Annotated in this window: 14 protein-coding genes; 9 read left to right on the forward strand and 5 right to left on the reverse strand. The window is 72.0% G+C overall.

Features of this window, described 5'->3' with window-relative positions:
• Positions 1-63 precede the first annotated feature (63 nt).
• Positions 64-1,977, reverse strand: a complete 1,914-nt coding sequence (locus tag ET471_RS13370) for an ABC transporter ATP-binding protein (RefSeq protein ID WP_129189086.1) — start codon at positions 1,975-1,977, stop codon at positions 64-66.
• 57 nt (positions 1,978-2,034) lie between these two features.
• On the opposite strand from ET471_RS13370, the gene ET471_RS13375 reads away from it, so the two are divergent.
• From ET471_RS13375 to ET471_RS13400, 6 genes are all read left to right on the forward strand, one after another.
• Positions 2,035-2,451 (forward strand): MarR family winged helix-turn-helix transcriptional regulator, encoded by a 417-nt coding sequence (locus tag ET471_RS13375; RefSeq protein ID WP_129189088.1) that lies wholly within the window; start codon positions 2,035-2,037, stop codon positions 2,449-2,451.
• 64 nt (positions 2,452-2,515) lie between these two features.
• Positions 2,516-3,142, forward strand: a complete 627-nt coding sequence (gene coaE, locus ET471_RS13380; RefSeq protein WP_129189090.1) for a dephospho-CoA kinase — start codon at positions 2,516-2,518, stop codon at positions 3,140-3,142.
• 18 nt (positions 3,143-3,160) lie between these two features.
• On the forward strand, positions 3,161-3,799 hold the full coding sequence (gene pcp / locus ET471_RS13385; protein WP_129189092.1) for a pyroglutamyl-peptidase I: 639 nt from the start codon (positions 3,161-3,163) through the stop codon (positions 3,797-3,799).
• A gap of 452 nt (positions 3,800-4,251) precedes the next feature.
• Complete coding sequence (uvrB, locus tag ET471_RS13390) at positions 4,252-6,357, forward strand: excinuclease ABC subunit UvrB (protein ID WP_129189094.1); 2,106 nt, start codon at positions 4,252-4,254, stop codon at positions 6,355-6,357.
• 165 nt (positions 6,358-6,522) lie between these two features.
• Positions 6,523-7,524 carry a TerC family protein gene (locus tag ET471_RS13395; protein WP_129189096.1) on the forward strand — a complete coding sequence of 334 codons (1,002 nt, stop codon included), beginning with the start codon at positions 6,523-6,525 and terminating at the stop codon, positions 7,522-7,524.
• A gap of 6 nt (positions 7,525-7,530) precedes the next feature.
• Entirely contained in the window at positions 7,531-8,511 is a 981-nt protein-coding gene (locus ET471_RS13400; protein WP_129189098.1) for a TerC family protein, read from the forward strand.
• Between the two features lie 28 nt (positions 8,512-8,539).
• On the opposite strand, the gene ET471_RS13405 is transcribed toward ET471_RS13400, so the two are convergent.
• The 3 genes from ET471_RS13405 to ET471_RS13415 all read right to left on the reverse strand — a co-directional run bounded on the left by ET471_RS13405 (position 8,540) and on the right by ET471_RS13415 (position 10,311).
• Positions 8,540-9,103, reverse strand: coding sequence for a P-loop NTPase family protein (locus ET471_RS13405; RefSeq protein ID WP_242496292.1), 564 nt, complete (start codon positions 9,101-9,103; stop codon positions 8,540-8,542).
• Positions 9,100-9,390 carry a YciI family protein gene (locus ET471_RS13410; RefSeq protein ID WP_129189100.1) on the reverse strand — a complete coding sequence of 97 codons (291 nt, stop codon included), beginning with the start codon at positions 9,388-9,390 and terminating at the stop codon, positions 9,100-9,102. The genes ET471_RS13405 and ET471_RS13410 overlap by 4 nt, the downstream gene beginning before the upstream one ends.
• Positions 9,391-9,471: 81 nt before the next feature.
• On the reverse strand, positions 9,472-10,311 hold the full coding sequence (locus ET471_RS13415) for an alpha/beta hydrolase (RefSeq protein ID WP_129189102.1): 840 nt from the start codon (positions 10,309-10,311) through the stop codon (positions 9,472-9,474).
• Positions 10,312-10,424: 113 nt separating this feature from the next.
• Between ET471_RS13415 and ET471_RS13420 the strand changes: the two genes are divergently transcribed.
• Positions 10,425-10,991: a TetR/AcrR family transcriptional regulator gene (locus ET471_RS13420; protein ID WP_129189104.1), complete on the forward strand. Its 567-nt coding sequence runs from the start codon at positions 10,425-10,427 to the stop codon at positions 10,989-10,991.
• Positions 10,992-11,001: 10 nt separating this feature from the next.
• Here ET471_RS13420 and ET471_RS13425 read toward each other — a convergent pair whose 3' ends face one another.
• Positions 11,002-11,346: a MazG-like family protein gene (locus ET471_RS13425; protein WP_129189106.1), complete on the reverse strand. Its 345-nt coding sequence runs from the start codon at positions 11,344-11,346 to the stop codon at positions 11,002-11,004.
• An 80-nt stretch (positions 11,347-11,426) separates the two neighbouring features.
• On the opposite strand from ET471_RS13425, the gene uvrA reads away from it, so the two are divergent.
• A complete protein-coding gene (uvrA, locus tag ET471_RS13430) occupies positions 11,427-14,357 on the forward strand; it encodes an excinuclease ABC subunit UvrA (RefSeq protein ID WP_129189108.1) in 2,931 nt (976 codons plus the stop codon).
• 61 nt (positions 14,358-14,418) lie between these two features.
• Entirely contained in the window at positions 14,419-14,904 is a 486-nt protein-coding gene (locus tag ET471_RS13435) for an OsmC family protein (RefSeq protein ID WP_129189110.1), read from the forward strand.
• Positions 14,905-14,947: the final 43 nt, after the last annotated feature.

Below are 14,947 nucleotides of genomic sequence, written 5' to 3' on the forward strand. Positions count from 1 at the left end.
AGTGCTGAGTGATACTCACGATGAGCACAACTCAGGAAACCCGCCGTCTATTCCCGACCGGACTCAGCTGCCCGCGGGGGCCGGGTTCGCGAACTGCGTCCCGTAGAGCTCCGCGTACAGCCCACCCGCGGCGAGCAGCTCGAGGTGCGTGCCCTGCTCGACGACGCGGCCTTCGTCGAGCACGACGATGAGGTCCGCGTCGCGCACCGTGGACAGGCGGTGGGCGATGACCAGCGAGGTGCGTCCGTGCAGTGCGGTGTCGAGGGCGGCCTGGACGGCGGCCTCGGACTCGGAGTCGAGGTGGGCGGTGGCCTCGTCGAGGACGACGACGTCGGGGGCCTTGAGCAGGAGGCGGGCGATGGCGAGTCGCTGGCGCTCGCCGCCGGAGAGGCGGTAGCCGCGGTCGCCGACGACCGTGTCGAGGCCCTCGGGGAGCGAGGCCACGAGGTCCCAGATGTGGGCGCCGCGCAGCGCGCCCTCGAGCTCCGGGTCCGTCGCCGACGGCCGGGCGTAGCGCAGGTTGCCGGCGATCGTGTCGTGGAACAGGTGTGCCTCCTGCGAGACGACGCCGACCGTCGCCCGGAGCGAGGCGAGCGTCACGGACCGCAGGTCCAGCCCGGCGATCCGGACGGTGCCCTCCGTCGGGTCGTACATGCGCGAGACGAGCTGCGAGATCGTCGTCTTGCCCGCGCCGGACGGCCCTACGAGCGCGACCATGGCCCCGGCGGGCACGGCGAACGACACGGATCGCAGCGTCTCGGACGTCGGGTCGGTACGGAGCGTGGCGACGGACTCGAGCGACGCGAGGGAGACCTCGTCGGCGCGCGGGTAGCGGAACGTGACGCACTCCAGGGCGACGGACGCCCCACGGGCGGCGACGGCGGTGCGCAGCGAGACGGCGTCGGGGCGGTCGGCGACCGACGGCTCCAGGTCCAGCACCTCGAGCACGCGCTCGAACGACACGAGCGCCGTCATGACGTCCACCTGCACGTTGCTCATCGCCGTCAGCGGCCCGTAGAGCCGGCCCAGGTACGACGCCATGGCGACGACGATGCCCACCGTGAGCTCGCCGCGGACGGCCTGCACGCCGCCCAGGCCGTAGACGAGCGCGATGGCGACGGAGGCGACCGTGACGAGCCCGACGCGGAACCACGTCGCGTACAGGGCCTGGCGCACGCCGACGTCGCGGAGCTTGGCGGCGGCGTCCGTGTAGAGGGCGGACTCGCGCTCGGGGTCGCCGAAGACCTTCGCCAGGTGCGCGCCCGTGACGTTGAAGCGCTCGTTCATGAGCTGGCCGGCGTCGGCGTTGAGCTCGTACCCGCGGCGGGCGAGGTCCGCCAGGCGTCGTCCGACGAACCGGGCGGGCAGCACGAACGCGGGCACGAGCACGAGCGCCACCAGCGTGAGCCGCCACGACATCGCGAACATCGCGCCGAGCGTGAAGACGACCGTGAGCCCGTTCGAGACGACGTTCTGGAGCGTGGAGGTGAAGGCCTGCTGGGCGCCGAGCACGTCGCCGTTGAGGCGCTGCACGAGGGCGCCCGTGCGCGTGCGGCTGAAGAACGCGAGCGGCATGCGCTGGACGTGGTCGAACACCGCGGTGCGCAGGTCGAGGATGAGGCCCTCGCCGACCGTCGCGGAGAGGAACCGCTCCGCGACGGAGAGCCCGGCGGACACGAGCGCGAGGATCGCGGCGGCCGCGGCGAGCCCGACGACCAGGGGCGTGTCGCCCTCGGCGATGCCGTGGTCGATGAGGTAGCGGAAGAGCATCGGGGTGGCCGCGCCGGCGGCGGCGTCGATCACTAGGAGGCCCAGGAAGACGGCCAGCCGCCGCCGGTAGGGGCGGGCGAAGTGCAGCACCCGCCTGAGCGTGTCCCGCGTCAGCCGGTGGTCGGTGACCGAGGAGTCCTGCATGTACGACCGCAGCCCGCGGCCCCCGCCCATGCCGAGCCCGGCGCCCGGGGTGTGCATCGTCATAAGTAGTGAGCATACGTCACCATGTGTACTGCTCAGTAGTCGGGTAGGGTGACGTGCGTGACCGACCTCCGTGACGACGCCGCCGCCCTCGTCGAACAGGTGCACGCGCTCACGCGCGCGCTGCGGCGCGAGGCCGGTGCCGGGAGCCTCACCCCCGGGCAGGCCCGCCTGCTGCGCGTGCTGCACCGCGCCGGGGGACCGCTGCGCGCCGTCGACCTCGCGAACGCGCTCGAGATCGCCCCGCGCTCCGTGACCACCAAGGTGGACCAGGCCGAGGCCGACGGGCACGTGCGCCGCCTGCCCGACCCGCACGACCGCCGCGCCCGCCTCATCGAGCTCACCGACGCCGGCCGGGCCGTGCTCCACGAGCAGTGGCTGGTCCGCCAGCCGGGCGCCGCGGCCCGGCTCGCCCGGCTGGCCCCGGGCGAGCGGGCGGAGCTGCTCCGCCTGCTGGGCGCGATCACGACCGACTGAGCACGACGTCGCGCCCGTCCCTGACGGTTGAGCCCGCCTCGGGCGGCAGGGGAAGATGGTCCGCATGCTGCGCATCGGCCTCACGGGCGGCATCGCCGCCGGCAAGTCCGTCGTCGAACGGCGGTTCGCCGAGCTCGGCGCCGTCGTCGTCGACTACGACCTCCTCGCGCGCGACGCCGTCGCGCCCGGCTCCGTCGGCCTCGACGAGGTGGTCGCGGCGTTCGGCCCGGACGTCCTCGCGCCCGACGGGTCGCTCGACCGGCCCGCGCTCGGCCGCCGCGTCTTCGCCGACGACGACGCCCGCCGCACGCTCGAGGCGATCGTCCACCCCGAGGTGCGGCGGCTCGCCGCCGAGATCGAGGCCCGCGCCGTCGCCCGCGACCACCGCGCCGTCGTCGTGCACGACATCCCCCTGCTCGTCGAGGGCGAGCGCGTCGAGCACTTCGGGCTCGTCGTCGTCGTGGACGCACCTGCCGCGCTGCGCGTGCGGCGGCTCGTCGAGCGGCGGGGGATGGCCGAGGCCGACGCCCGCGCCCGCGTCGCCGCCCAGGCGACCGACGACCAGCGGCGCGCCGTCGCCGACGTCGTCCTCGACGGCACTCGCACCGACGACGACCTGCGCGCCCAGGTCGACACGCTGTGGACACGGGTCACCGCAGAGGCCGCCGACGAGGAGCTCGTGGGCGACTGACCCCGGTACCGTCCCGGCATGACGACCGCGCTGGTGACCGGCTTCGAGCCCTTCGGCGGCGACGCCGTCAACGCCTCCTGGGAGGCGGTGCGCTCGCTCACGGCCACGTGGGACGACGACGCCGCGCTCGTCCCGCTGCTGCTCCCCGTCACGTTCGACGGTGCCGCCGCCGCGCTCACCCGGGCCGTCGCCGACCACCGCCCCGACGTCGTCGTCGCCGTCGGCCTCGCGAGCGGGACCACGGCCGTGCGCCTGGAGCGCGTCGCGGTCAACGTCGTCGACGCCCGCATCCCCGACAACGCCGGGGCGCAGCCCGTCGACGTCCCCGTCGTCGACGGCGGACCCACCGCCTACCTGTCCACGCTGCCGCTCAAGGGGGCGCTCGCCGCGCTGGGCGCCGCGGGCGTGCCCGCCGTCGTGTCCAACACCGCGGGCACCTACGTCTGCAACGCCGCGTTCTACGCGCTCCGTCACGCGACCGAGGGGACGGGCGCCCGGGCCGGGTTCGTCCACGTGCCCGCGCTCGGGGACCTCGCGGCCGACCGGTCCGACGCCGCGGCGCTCGCCGACGCGCTCCGGGTCGTCGTGCGGACGGCGCTCGCGGCCGCACGCGGGGAGGCGGAGGAGCCGGTCGTCGCGGCGGGCGCGGAGCACTGACGGCGGGGGATGGTCGACGGCGGGCACGCCCCGCGCGTCGCGGCGTCGCGGCATCGCCGCCGCGCGCCGGCGGGACCTCAGACGGTCACGATCGGCAGGCAGAGCACGATGCCGAGCAGCGCACCCAGCAGCAGGGGGCGGCGCAGGCTGGCAGCGAAGGTCTTGCGCTCGATGACGACGGTCTGCTCGGCCATGGGGTCCTCTTCCGGCGGGGGCGTCGCCCGGCCGGACGGCCGTGCGTTCCTCGACGATCAGCCCGTGACCTGGCCCGATGGGGGTGCGCCGGGGCACGCTGAGCAGGGGACGTGGCGCGAAGGAGTACGGCGGTGGCGCCCGCTGAGCGGTGCGCCCGCCGGGCCGGGGAGGCGCGGTGCGGGAGAGGAGCGACCAGGCCGGACGACCGGGGCGCGCGACGGGGCCCGCGTGTCGTCCCCTCGTCCTACGGTGGACCCATGCGACCCGTGACCGACCTGCAGCGCACGGTGGCCCCGTTCGAGGTCATCAGCGAGTACACGCCGTCGGGCGACCAGCCCTCCGCGATCGCCGACCTGACCCAGCGCATCCAGGCGGGCGAGAAGGACGTCGTCCTGCTCGGCGCGACCGGCACGGGCAAGTCGGCGACGACGGCCTGGCTCATCGAGCAGCTCCAGCGCCCGACGCTCGTCATGGCGCCGAACAAGACGCTCGCCGCGCAGCTCGCCACGGAGTTCCGCGAGCTGCTCCCGAACAACGCGGTCGAGTACTTCGTGAGCTACTACGACTACTACCAGCCCGAGGCGTACATCGCGCAGACGGACACCTACATCGAGAAGGACTCGTCGATCAACGACGAGGTCGAGCGCCTGCGCCACTCGGCGACGTCGAGCCTCCTCACGCGGCGCGACGTCGTCGTCGTCGCCTCGGTGTCCTGCATCTACGGCCTCGGCACCCCGCAGGAGTACGTGGACCGCATGGTGCGGCTCGACGTCGGCGACGAGGTGGACCGCGACCAGCTCCTGCGGCGCTTCGTGCAGATGCAGTACGCGCGCAACGACGTCGCGTTCACGCGCGGCACCTTCCGCGTGCGCGGCGACACCGTGGAGATCATCCCGGTGTACGAGGAGCTCGCGGTGCGCATCGAGTTCTTCGGCGACGAGATCGAGTCGATCCAGACGCTGCACCCGCTCACGGGCGACGTCGTCCGCGACGAGCGGTCGGTGTACCTGTTCCCGGCGACGCACTACGTCGCCGGCCCGGAGCGCATGGAGCGCGCGATCACCGGCATCGAGAAGGAGCTCGAGGACCGCCTCGCCGTCCTGGAGAAGCAGAACAAGCTCCTCGAGGCGCAGCGCCTGCGCATGCGCACCACCTACGACATCGAGATGATGCGGCAGATCGGCTCGTGCAGCGGCATCGAGAACTACTCGCTGCACATCGACGGCCGCGAGCCCGGCACGCCGCCGAACACGCTCCTCGACTACTTCCCCGAGGACTTCCTGCTGGTCATCGACGAGTCGCACGTGACCGTGCCGCAGATCGGCGCGATGTTCGAGGGCGACATGTCCCGCAAGCGGTCGCTCGTCGAGCACGGCTTCCGCCTGCCGTCCGCGATGGACAACCGGCCGCTGCGCTGGGAGGAGTTCGTCGAGAGGATCGGGCAGACCGTGTACCTGTCCGCGACGCCGGGGGAGTACGAGACGTCGCTGTCCGACGGCGTCGTCGAGCAGATCATCCGCCCCACCGGCCTGGTCGACCCCGAGGTCATCGTCAAGCCGACCACCGGCCAGATCGACGACCTGCTGCACGAGATCCGCGAGCGCGTCGAGCGCGACGAGCGCGTCCTGGTCACCACGCTGACGAAGAAGATGGCCGAGGACCTCACCGACTACTTCCTCGAGAAGGGCGTCAAGGTCCAGTACCTGCACTCCGACGTCGACACGCTGCGCCGCGTCGAGCTGCTGCGCGAGCTGCGGCTCGGCCAGTTCGACGTGCTCGTCGGCATCAACCTGCTGCGCGAGGGCCTCGACCTGCCCGAGGTCTCCCTCGTGTCGATCCTCGACGCCGACAAGGAGGGCTTCCTGCGCTCGGCGCGGTCCCTCATCCAGACCATCGGCCGCGCCGCGCGAAACGTGTCGGGCCAGGTGCACATGTACGCCGACAAGATCACCCCGGCGATGGCGACCGCCCTGGAGGAGACGACGCGGCGCCGCGAGAAGCAGATCGCCTACAACACCGCGAACGGCATCGACCCGCAGCCGCTGCGCAAGAAGATCGCGGACGTCACCGACATGCTCGCGCGCGAGGACATCGACACCCAGCAGCTGCTCGCCGGCGGGTACCGCAAGCCGGCCGAGCGCCGGGCGAAGGCGCCCGTGCCCGGCAGCCCCAAGGAGGGCGCCACGACGGGCAACCGTCTGGCCGGCGCTGCCTCGGGCGAGCTCGCCGCGCTCATCCAGGAGCTGTCCGACCAGATGCACGCCGCCGCGGGAGAGCTCCAGTTCGAGGTCGCGGCCCGCCTGCGCGACGAGATCTCAGGACTCAAGAAAGAGCTCCGGCAGATGACCGACGCGACGTCATGATCCGCTAGGATCCTCGGCTGAAGGGGAGTACCTGATTCGGGGGAGTCGACAACACGGTAGGCGACGAAGCCTGCCCGGCTGCCTCGCCCGTGCCACGCGGGTTGGAAGACCTTCGGTGTTCTGCCGTACCCACCGAAGCGTCACTCCGCGAAAGGCCACGAACCCGTGACTGTTCCCGTCCTCGCCTGGGTCCTGACCGTCGGCGCCATCCTCGGCATGCTGGCGGTCGACTACGTCGGGCACGTCCGCACCCCGCACACGCCCTCCCTCAAGGAGGCCGCCCGGTGGTCCGCTGTGTACGTCGGCGTCGCCCTCGTGTTCGGCGTCGTCGTGTGGGCCGTCTGGGGTGGCGACTTCGGCGAGCAGTACTTCGCCGGCTACGTCACCGAGAAGTCCCTCAGCGTCGACAACCTGTTCGTGTTCGTGCTGATCATGTCGACCTTCCGGGTGCCGCGGCAGTACCAGCAGAAGGTGCTGCTGGTCGGCATCACCGTCGCGCTCGTGCTGCGGACGGTCTTCATCCTGCTCGGCGCCGCGGCCATCGCGAGCTTCTCCTGGGTGTTCTACCTGTTCGGCCTGTTCCTGGTGTGGACGGCGATCGCCCAGGTGCGGCACGCCAGGGACCACGACGAGGAGTTCACCGAGAACGGCGTGCTGCGGCTCGTGCGCCGCGTGCTGCCGACGACCGACGAGTTCGTCGGGGACCGCCTCACCAAGAAGGTGGACGGCAAGCGTCTCATCACGCCGATGCTCGTGGTCATGATCGCGATCGGCTCCGCCGACCTGCTCTTCGCCGTCGACTCGATCCCGGCGATCTTCGGGCTCACCGAGGAGACCTACCTCGTCTTCGCGGCCAACGCGTTCTCGCTGCTGGGCCTGCGCCAGCTCTTCTTCCTCGTCGACGGGCTCCTCGACCGCCTCGTCTACCTGGGATACGGCCTGGCCGCGATCCTCGGGTTCATCGGCGCCAAGCTCCTGGTGCACGCGCTGCACACCAACGAGCTGCCGTTCCTCAACGGCGGCCGCCACGTCACGGTCATCCCGGAGATCCCCACCGAGCTGTCCCTCGGCGTCATCGTGGCCGTCCTGACGGTCACGACGCTCGCCTCGCTGCACCACGACCGGCGCGCCCGCGCCCACGTCCGCCCGACGCCGGAAGGCCACTGATCACCGATGGTTCACGAGCTGCCGACCTGGTTCCAGGTCGTCTCCCTGGTCGCGATGGTCGGGCTGCTGCTGGCCGACCTGGTCATCGTCGGCCGTCGGCCGCACGTGCCCTCCGTGCGCGAGTCCGCGCTGTGGGTCGGGTTCTACGTGGCCCTCGCGCTCGTCTTCGGCGGCATCCTGTGGGCGGTCGGCGGGCAGGCGCCCGCCGCCGAGTTCGTGGCCGGATGGGTCACGGAGTACTCGCTGTCGGTCGACAACCTGTTCGTGTTCGTGCTGATCATGACCAGGTTCGCGGTGCCGCGGCAGTACCAGCAGCGCGTCCTCATGGTGGGCATCATCGTCGCGCTCGTGCTGCGCGCCGGGTTCATCCTCGCCGGTGCCGCCGTGCTCACCCGGTTCACCTGGGTGTTCTACCTGTTCGGTGCGTTCCTCGTGTACACCGCGATCAGCCTGCTGCGCGGCGACGACGACGAGGAGTACAAGGAGAACCGGCTCATCCGGACGCTCCGCCGTGCCCTGCCGCTGCACCACGAGTACGACGGGGGCGCGCTGCGCACCACCGTGGACGGCAAGCGGCTGTTCACCCCGATGGTCGTCGTCTTCGTCGCGATCGGGTCCACGGACGTGCTCTTCGCTCTCGACTCCATCCCCGCGATCTTCGGCCTCACGCGCGACCCGTTCATCGTGTTCAGCACGAACCTGTTCGCGCTCATGGGCCTGCGCCAGCTCTACTTCCTGCTCGGCGGCCTGCTCGAGCGGCTCGTGTACCTGCCGTACGCGCTCGCCGTCATCCTCGGGTTCATCGGCGTCAAGCTGGTGCTCGAGGCCATGCACGAGAACACGCTGCCGTTCGTGAACCACGGCCACCACATCGGCTGGGCGCCCGCGATCCCGATCTGGGTGTCGCTCTCCGTCATCCTGGGCTCGCTGGTGGTCGCCACGGTCGCGAGCCTGCTGCGCACGCGGCGCGCGGCGCTGGCCGACTGAGGCCGAGGGCGGGTCCGTACGGCGGGCGTCAGCGCAGCGCGTCGAGCCAGCGCCGGGCCTCACGTGGCGTGCGCAGGCGCACGACCCGCGGGTCGTGCGCGGCGAGCGCGACGTACCGCGCCCGGTAGCCCTCGTGCTGCGTCCATGCCCAGCGCACGATGTTCTGCTCCGGGTCCCGCTTGACCAGGTTCGCCAGACGCTCCCGGTTGCCGTGCCACAGACGGCGCCGGGTCACGCCGCGCGCCACGGTCCGCCAGACGACGCGGGGCATGACGACGCGCCGCGGGTAGTCGAGCCATGCGACGACGTCGGCGCCGTCGAGCATCCCCTCGAGCCTGGTGTTCCAGTTCCCGTCGATCGCCCAGCCGCCCGCACCCGGCCCGGCCAGGAACGCGGCGAGGCGCTCGTGCGCGTCGGGCAGGTCGCGGTACTGCCACCCGGCGTCCCAGAAGACCTCGTCGAGCTCGAGGTGCGGCACGCCGAGCCGCGCGGCGACGGCACGGGCGAACGTCGTCTTGCCCGCCCCGGAGTTCCCGACGACGCGGACCGTGCGCGGGGCGGCCTCGACCGTCCCGCCCACCGGCGTCGTCACCGGCCCAGCGACCCGATGACGGGAACCCACGCGCGCACCACGCGCTCCGCGACGAGGCCCTCACGGCGGAACGGGTCGTCGTCGAGCAGCGCGGCCGCGGCGTCGGCGTCGGGTGCCTCGACGATCAGCAGCGCGCCGCCCACGCCGTCGGCGGCGGGGAGCGGCCCGGAGACGACGACGCTGCCGGCGTCGTGGAGCGCGCCCAGGAAGGCGCGGTGCTCGGGCCGGAACGCGTCGAGGCGGGCGGGGTCGGGGGCGTAGACGTAGGTCACGGCGAAGACGGCCATGCGGGCCATCCAAGCAGACTCGCCCTCGACCTGAGGTCGAGGCTGACCCTCCACCTCACGGTGAGGGTCAGCCGGTGAGTGTCAGGCGGTGGCCAGCGCGTGCGACGTCGCCCAGCTGAGGGCGTAGTCCGCGATCTCCTCCCAGCCGGCCTGGGAGACCATCCGGTGGGTCCGGCCCGCGTACTCCTTGTACTCGACGACGGCGGGGCCGCTCGCCCGGTACTTCTTCACGATGGCCTTGCCGATGGCCGGCGGCACGACGTGGTCCTTGCCGCCCGTGATGACCAGCAGGGGAGCGCGGTCGGCGCGGCCGAAGTCGACCTTCGAGACGCCCTTGCCGCGGATCGCCCCGGAGACGCCCTCGAAGAAGACCTGGTTGTAGCTGTTGACGGCCTGCTCCTTCCAGAGCCGGTCCGACTCGGCGTGCGTGAGGTCGTTGCCGAACGTGAAGTGGAAGTGGCGCTTGCTCAGGGGCTTGGCACCGTGGCGGTCGAACGGGTTCGAGAGGATCGGCGTACCCGTCCACGCGGTGCTCAGCGGCAGGGTCGGGATGCCGGCGGGCTGCCCGGGGGCGACGCCCACGTAGGCGACGCCGAGGCCACGGTCGGCCAGGAGCTGGGTGATGAGGCCGCCGAACGAGTGGCCCATGATGATCGGCTTCGTCGGCAGGGCGCGGATGATGCGCTCGTAGTGGTCGACGATCTTCGCCAGGCCGATGCCCTCCAGGGCCGACGGGTTGGTGCGGACGTCCTCGGGGGAGCGGTCGTCGATGCCCGGCCACCCCGGGACGATGACCTCGTGGCCGGCGGCGCGGAACCGGGCGGCCCACGTGTCCCAGCTCTTCGGGGTCATCCAGAGGCCGTGGATGAGGACGATCGGGGGCAGCGCGTTCGCGCCGGGCTGCGAGGCGGTGGTGTTCATGACGTGGTCCTTGTCTGGCGGTGGGAGCCTCGGTGGTTCCCGTCTGGTTGGTAGAACGATCGTTCTTCTAGCGACATTCCCAACAACGAGACGGAACGTTCTACCCTGAGGGGGTGAAGTCCACGAGCACCGCCCGCGACAGGCTCCTCGAGGCCGCGACCCGCCTCTTCTACGCCGAGGGCATCCACACCGTCGGCGTCGACCGGATCGTCGCCGAGGGCCAGGTCACGCGCGCCACGTTCTATCGCCACTTCCCTGGCAAGGAAGACCTCGTCGAAGCGTATGTCGGGGTCGAGGACGCCGCGATCCGTGCCGCGTTCGAGGCCGCGGCGTCGACGACGGACGACCCGCGCGAGCTCGCCGAGGCGCTCGTCGCGGGCATCGCCGAGGACGTCGCCCACCGGCACACGCGGGGCTGCCCGTTCATCAACGCGGCCGCCGAGTACCCCGAGCCGGCGTCGCCGGTGCGCGTCGCGGTGCGCGAGCACCGCGAGTGGTTCCGCGCGACGCTCGAGCAGGTCGCGGCAGGCGTCGGGCACCCGGACCCCGCCGCGGCGGCAGGTCAGCTCGTGCTGCTGCGCGACGCGGCGCTCGTCGGCGGCTACCTCGACGGCTGGGAGCGCGTCGAGGACGTCTTCGTGCGGTCGGCCCGGGAGGTGCTGGGCCTGACCGCCGCGTGACCCCGCGGTGTCAACCGGCCGCGGAGGGGCGGACGCCCGCGCGCTCCGCGATGCGGGCGAGCTTGTCCGCCAGGAGCTCCAGGGAGTCGCCGCGGGTCCCGCGCAGGTGCTCGACCGCGCCCAGCGCGGTCACCGCGACGTCGAGCAGCTCCTCGACCACGTCGTCGAGCGTGTGCGTGACGCCCTTGCGCGGGTTCTGCCCCGTGACGCCGATGAACGCCGCGACCGCCTCGCCGTGCTCCTCGGAGACCTTGGCGATGCGGGCCCACGTGACCGCCTCGGGGTCTCGCGCGTCGTCGTGGGCGTCGAGCCAGCGGCAGATCGCGACGAGGTCGCGGGCGGCGTCGGGGGTCATGGGCCGATCATGTCGCACGTTCGGTGTCAGATGTGTCGAACATCTGTGCGATTGTCGGTGGGGCGACCTAGGATGCACGGGTGAGCAACCGCCTCGTCATCTCCGGCGCCCGCGAGCACAACCTCAAGAACGTGAGCCTCGATCTGCCGCGCGACCGGCTCATCGTGTTCACGGGCCTGTCCGGGTCGGGGAAGTCCTCGCTCGCGTTCGACACGATCTTCGCCGAGGGGCAGCGCCGCTACGTCGAGTCGCTGTCCGCGTACGCGCGCCAGTTCCTCGGGCAGATGGACAAGCCCGACGTCGACTTCATCGAGGGCCTGTCCCCGGCGGTGTCCATCGACCAGAAGTCGACCAACCGCAACCCACGGTCCACGGTGGGCACCATCACCGAGGTCTACGACTACCTGCGCCTGCTCTTCGCGCGCGCGGGCACGCAGCACTGCCCGGTGTGCGGCGAGAAGGTGCAGTCGCAGACGCCGCAGCAGATCGTCGACAAGCTGCTCGAGCTGCCCGAGGGGACGCGCTACCAGGTGCTCGCGCCCGTCGTCCGCGGCCGCAAGGGCGAGTACGCCGACCTGTTCAAGGAGCTCCAGACGCAGGGCTTCGCGCGCGCCCGCGTGGACGGCGAGGTCGTCCAGCTCACGAGCCCGCCCACGCTGGAGAAGAAGCTCAAGCACGACATCGAGGTCGTCGTCGACCGCCTCGTCGCGCGCGAGGGCGTGCAGCGCCGCCTGACCGACTCCGTCGAGACCGCCCTGCGGCTCGCCGGCGGGCTCCTCATGGTCGAGCTCGTCGACGCGGACATCGACGACCTGGGCCGCATCCTCAAGTACTCCGAGAAGCGCGCCTGCCCGAACGACCACCCGCTCACGCTCGACGAGATCGAGCCGCGGACCTTCTCGTTCAACGCCCCCTACGGCGCCTGCCCCGAGTGCACCGGCATCGGCTTCCGCCTCGAGGTGGACCCCGACCTCGTGGTGCCCGACGTCGACAAGACGCTGCGCGAGGGCGCGATCGCCCCGTGGTCGCAGACGTCGTCCGAGTACTTCGATCGCGTGCTCACGGCGCTCGCCGAAGAGCTGAGCTTCTCCATGGACGTGCCCTGGCGGGCGCTGCCGGAGCGCGCGCAGCAGGCCGTGCTGTTCGGCCGCAACCACCAGGTCCACGTGCGCTACAAGAACCGGTGGGGGCGCGAGCGCCAGTACTCCACGGGGTTCGAGGGCGCGGTGACGTTCCTGGAGCGGCGGCACCACGAGACCGAGTCGGAGTGGTCGAAGGACAAGTACGAGGCCTACATGCGCGAGGTCCCGTGCCCCGTGTGCCAGGGCGCGCGCCTCAAGCCCGAGGTGCTCGCGGTCAAGGTGGGCGACAAGTCGATCTGGGACGTCACGAAGATGTCGATCGACGGCGCCGCCACGTTCCTCGGCCAGCTCGAGCTCGGTGTGCGCGAGCGGCAGATCGCCGCCGAGGTGCTCAAGGAGATCAACGCCCGCCTGGGCTTCCTGCTCGACGTCGGCCTCGACTACCTGTCCCTGGAGCGGCCCGCGGGCACCCTGTCGGGCGGCGAGGCGCAGCGCATCCGGCTGGCCACGCAGATCGGGTCGGGCCTGGTGGGCGTGCTGTACGTCCTCGACGAGCCGTCGATCGGCCTGCACCAGCGGGACAACCGCCGCCTCATCGAGACGCTCACGCGCCTGCGGGACCTGGGCAACACGCTCATCGTCGTCGAGCACGACGAGGACACCATCCGCACCGCCGACTGGATCGTCGACGTCGGCCCCGGCGCGGGGGAGCACGGCGGGCACATCGTCCACTCGGGCGACTACGCCGGGCTGCTCGCGAGCGAGGCCTCGATGACGGGCGCGTACCTGTCCGGGCGCCGGCAGATCGGCGTGCCGGCCGTGCGCCGGCCCGTCGACAAGGCGCGGCAGGTCCGCGTCGTCGGCGCGCGCGAGAACAACCTGCGCGACATCGACGTCGACTTCCCCCTCGGCGTGCTGACGGCCGTCACGGGCGTCAGCGGGTCGGGCAAGTCCACGCTCGTCAACTCGATCCTCTACACGGTCATGGCCAACCAGCTCAACGGCGCCCGCCAGGTCGCCGGACGGCACACGCGCGTGACCGGCCTGGAGCACCTCGACAAGGTGGTGCACGTCGACCAGGGCCCCATCGGCCGCACGCCGCGCTCGAACCCCGCCACCTACACGGGCGTGTGGGACCACGTGCGCAAGCTGTTCGCCGAGACCGAGGAGGCGAAGGTGCGCGGCTACGGCCCGGGCCGGTTCTCCTTCAACGTCAAGGGCGGCCGCTGCGAGGCGTGCTCCGGCGACGGCACGCTCAAGATCGAGATGAACTTCCTGCCGGACGTCTACGTGCCGTGCGAGGTCTGCCACGGTGCGCGGTACAACCGCGAGACCCTCGAGGTGCACTTCAAGGGCAAGACGGTCGCGGACGTGCTGAACATGCCGATCGAGGAGGCCGCCGAGTTCTTCGCCGCCGTCCCCGCGATCGCCCGGCACATGAAGACGCTCGTCGACGTCGGCCTCGGCTACGTCCGGCTCGGCCAGCCCGCGCCGACGCTGTCCGGCGGCGAGGCGCAGCGCGTCAAGCTCGCCTCCGAGCTCCAGCGCCGCTCCACCGGCCGGACCGTCTACGTGCTCGACGAGCCCACGACGGGCCTGCACTTCGAGGACATCCGCAAGCTGCTCGGCGTGCTCCAGTCGCTCGTCGAGAAGGGCAACTCGGTCATCGTCATCGAGCACAACCTCGACGTCATCAAGTCCTCGGACTGGGTCATCGACATGGGCCCGGAGGGCGGCTCCGGCGGCGGCACGGTCGTCGCGCAGGGCACTCCCGAGCAGGTGGCGGGCGTGCCCGAGAGCCACACGGGCCGGTTTCTCGCCGACGTGCTCGCGCAGCACCCGCCCGTCGAGCAGCCCAAGGCCACCCGTGCCAGGTCGGGCGCCGCGGCGACCGGCAAGGCGGCCAAGGCGAGGTCCAAGGTCGCGTGAGGGACCGTGCGCCCTGCGCCACCGATGGCCGGGGTGCACGGTCACCTTCTAGCGTTGCTCCATGACGGTCGAACACGACTACGCAGTGACGCTGGCCTGGTCGGACGAGACCGGGACGGACAAGTTCAACGGGTTCACCCGTGACCACGAGATCCGTGGCGAGGGCAAGGTCGCCCCGCTCGTCGCGTCGGCCCCGCCGTGGCTCCGCGGCGACAGGACGCGCTACAGCGCCGGCGACCTCTTCCTCGCCGCGCTCGCCTCGAGCCACATGATGCGGTTCCTCGAGATCGCGTCCCAGGTGGGCCTCGTGGTCGTGGCCTACGACGACGAGGTGCACGCCCTGGCAGAGCTCGGCTCCCGCGGGGACGGCCACATCGCCGCCGTGACCCTGCGCCCGCGCATCACCGCGCGGCCGGGCGTCCACGCCAACGAGGCCGAGGTGGCCCGCCTGCACGAGCGGGCCCAGTCGATGAGCATCCTCAGCAGCTCGGTCATCGTCGAGGTCCACGTCGAGCCGGGCCGGCTGACCGTCCTCGACGACGCCTGACGGGACCCGGCCGCGAGCCTCGGCCGCGGGACCGGCCACGCTG

Origin of the sequence: Xylanimonas protaetiae (assembly GCF_004135385.1) — a bacterium.
GTDB lineage: Bacteria > Actinomycetota > Actinomycetes > Actinomycetales > Cellulomonadaceae > Xylanimonas > Xylanimonas protaetiae.

What these genes read in the sequence shown, in the direction of transcription:
- ET471_RS13400 (WP_129189098.1), top strand. Translation starts at nt 7,531, where the DNA reads ATGGTTCACGAGCTGCCGACCTGGTTCCAGGTCGTCTCCCTGGTCGCG.
- uvrB (WP_129189094.1), top strand. Translation starts at nt 4,252, where the DNA reads ATGCGACCCGTGACCGACCTGCAGCGCACGGTGGCCCCGTTCGAGGTC.
- ET471_RS13410 (WP_129189100.1), bottom strand. Translation starts at nt 9,390, where the DNA reads ATGGCCGTCTTCGCCGTGACCTACGTCTACGCCCCCGACCCCGCCCGC.
- ET471_RS13370 (WP_129189086.1), bottom strand. Translation starts at nt 1,977, where the DNA reads ATGACGATGCACACCCCGGGCGCCGGGCTCGGCATGGGCGGGGGCCGC.
- ET471_RS13415 (WP_129189102.1), bottom strand. Translation starts at nt 10,311, where the DNA reads ATGAACACCACCGCCTCGCAGCCCGGCGCGAACGCGCTGCCCCCGATC.
- coaE (WP_129189090.1), top strand. Translation starts at nt 2,516, where the DNA reads ATGCTGCGCATCGGCCTCACGGGCGGCATCGCCGCCGGCAAGTCCGTC.
- ET471_RS13425 (WP_129189106.1), bottom strand. Translation starts at nt 11,346, where the DNA reads ATGACCCCCGACGCCGCCCGCGACCTCGTCGCGATCTGCCGCTGGCTC.
- pcp (WP_129189092.1), top strand. Translation starts at nt 3,161, where the DNA reads ATGACGACCGCGCTGGTGACCGGCTTCGAGCCCTTCGGCGGCGACGCC.
- ET471_RS13435 (WP_129189110.1), top strand. Translation starts at nt 14,419, where the DNA reads ATGACGGTCGAACACGACTACGCAGTGACGCTGGCCTGGTCGGACGAG.